The sequence below is a fragment of the Pseudoalteromonas sp. SR45-5 genome (assembly GCF_014163565.1).
Taxonomy (GTDB): Bacteria; Pseudomonadota; Gammaproteobacteria; order Enterobacterales; family Alteromonadaceae; genus Pseudoalteromonas; species Pseudoalteromonas distincta.
In genome coordinates this window covers 1-2,143 of sequence record NZ_JACJDN010000653.1, presented here as the reverse complement: position 1 = coordinate 2,143, position 2,143 = coordinate 1, and the positions used below count along the sequence as shown (strand labels likewise).

3 protein-coding genes and 1 pseudogene are annotated in these 2,143 nt (G+C 39.1%); all 4 read right to left on the bottom strand.

The features are described from left to right. A pseudogene (locus H5072_RS17640) lies at nucleotides 1-283 on the bottom strand (hypothetical protein); the annotation flags it as partial. Nucleotides 284-368: 85 nt separating this feature from the next. Further along, on the bottom strand, nucleotides 369-983 hold the full coding sequence (locus H5072_RS17635; RefSeq protein ID WP_182694292.1) for an ACP phosphodiesterase: 615 nt from the start codon (nucleotides 981-983) through the stop codon (nucleotides 369-371). Nucleotides 984-1,215: 232 nt separating this feature from the next. Then, the gene (locus tag H5072_RS17630; protein ID WP_182694291.1) at nucleotides 1,216-1,449 is read right to left on the bottom strand and encodes a ChaB family protein; all 234 of its coding nucleotides are present in this window, start codon (nucleotides 1,447-1,449) and stop codon (nucleotides 1,216-1,218) included. A gap of 16 nt (nucleotides 1,450-1,465) precedes the next feature. Continuing rightward, the gene (sodC, locus tag H5072_RS17625) at nucleotides 1,466-2,035 is read right to left on the bottom strand and encodes a superoxide dismutase family protein (RefSeq protein ID WP_182694290.1); all 570 of its coding nucleotides are present in this window, start codon (nucleotides 2,033-2,035) and stop codon (nucleotides 1,466-1,468) included. Nucleotides 2,036-2,143 lie beyond the last annotated feature (108 nt).

Genomic DNA, 2,143 nt, shown 5'->3' with positions numbered 1-2,143 from the left:
TTTTTGTTTCAACGTCATCTTCAAAAATGTCGGCAGAGTAGCCAATTTCAATATCGTTAATATCAAAAAACACACCCACACGCTGGTTATTTATGGGCTCTAACGAAAACAGTGTTTTTTGATTACTCCCAGCCAAGTCGTCGTATATTAACGCATGGCTAGTATTTGGATTTGAAATAGTTGTGCGTACCGATTTTAAGTCGAAGTCAAAAGCTAATACAGAACCAGATAGAAATGCCGCTAAAACAGCAAAGCCCACAATAGCCAAGTAATTGCGATTCATTAAAAACACTCAAAAATTAATTTGTATTAGAGTAGCGTTTTTTTCACCTTAACTTATCACAAAAGATTAACAATTGATGAAAACTTTAAATAATGCGCTTTATGCCATTTTTTGGGGTGCTTTCAAGGTCAAACTCACTTACATGCTTAATTAGCTCCGGGAAGAACGCTAGAAACACGGCTTCTAATTCATCGTAATACTGTGCTATGTCATCAGCCGCGCCCGCAAAAGTGTTCGTAAAACGAATGCGTTTGGCTATGTTATCGAGCGCAAGCCCTACTCCCTCAACGGTTTCGTACTCTTTAAACCAATCGTTTTTAGTCATACTTGTTACAACATGCTGCATTCGCGCTGGCATAACAGGTATACGGTTATTTAAAAGCTGATAGCTGGTGTACTTAAAATCACTTAAAGGTTGCTTGCTAAATCGTTGCCAATGCACAATTAAAAAGTGATCAAACACCACATCAATAGCCACACCAGCAAAGCGTTTACGCTCGGGTGAAAAGTATTGTTTAGCGTGTTTAACTGCGCGGTGAGAGTCGGTAAATTTATCAACTAAATAATGGTTATCGAGGCCATTTTTAACTGTGTTTGGTAAGTGCTTTACATGTCTTTTTCCACCAAAGTCACCCAACAGGTTCCCAAAGTGAGAATCGGCTGTGGGCTGCGCTAAATAAAGATGAGCTAAATAATTCAAAGTGTTCTCTGATTGGCTAATACAAATAAATAATAACGCAAATTTAAACCAAACTCACATTCGTGTTTAAAGCAGTACTTATGGTTTTGCTTACCAATTTTACTCAAACATGCCGTAAAGTATTGTTTAACGGATAAATAGAAAAGTGATTAATCACTGGGCTCTATAAAAAAGCCACTACAATATGCTGTAGCGGCTTTTTAATGCTCTAGCTTTGTTAGTTTGATCAAAACTAGTTACTCGACTTAACCCAATTTCCATTATCATTTTTACTGTAGCTATTTTTAACCGCAGACCAAGCCACTTTGTGCGCAGTGGTTTCGCGGTCGTCGTCGTTTTTTCTATCGCTTGGGTCCTTGTAGGTATCCCACGCACTATTAAACGCCTCTTGATATATGTCTTGAGCATGTTTAGGTAAGTTACTTTTTACCGACTCAGGTAATTCATCACGATTTTGATATGGCATAACTTTCTCCTTATATTTACTCAATTACGCCACAAGCAACACGTTTGCCACCGCCACCTAATGGCTTTGGCTTATCTGCATAGTTATCACTTCCTTCGTGAATCATTACTGCGTGTTGTTTAAGTTTTTCAAGCGTGAGCCTTGGTGCTAAAACAGGCGATTTAGCTTGGCCACTTTCATTTACATACAACGCCGGTAAATCGCCTAAATGACCATCCCCCCAAGGAGCATCATGATGCTCGCTAGCTTTTGGATCGAAATGCCCACCAGCGGCGCCCCCCGGCACAACTTTCTCGCCTTTTTTCTTGGGTTCACAACTAGCAAATTGGTGAACATGAAAACCATGCTGCCCCGGTGTTAAACCTTTTAAACTTGGTGTAAAAACAACGCCGTTATCATTTTCTGTTAGTGTAATAGTACCTAGTGATTGCCCTTGGCCTGACTTAGTTACTTGGTGCATTTGAACTTTTACATTTGCCAGTGCGCTATTTTGTAGTAACACACCGGTAAGTAGTATCGCAAAAGTTGGTTTTAAAACGCGGGTTAAAGGTCTTTTAGCGTTTGAATCAAACTGCAAACAATTCATCATCATCTCCTCGTTTAGTATCAAATTAATAAAGTAATAACGCTAAATTAAGCGACTATTAAATAAGTAGCTTCAATGTATATACCAGCCCTACGCGGAAACATGAAT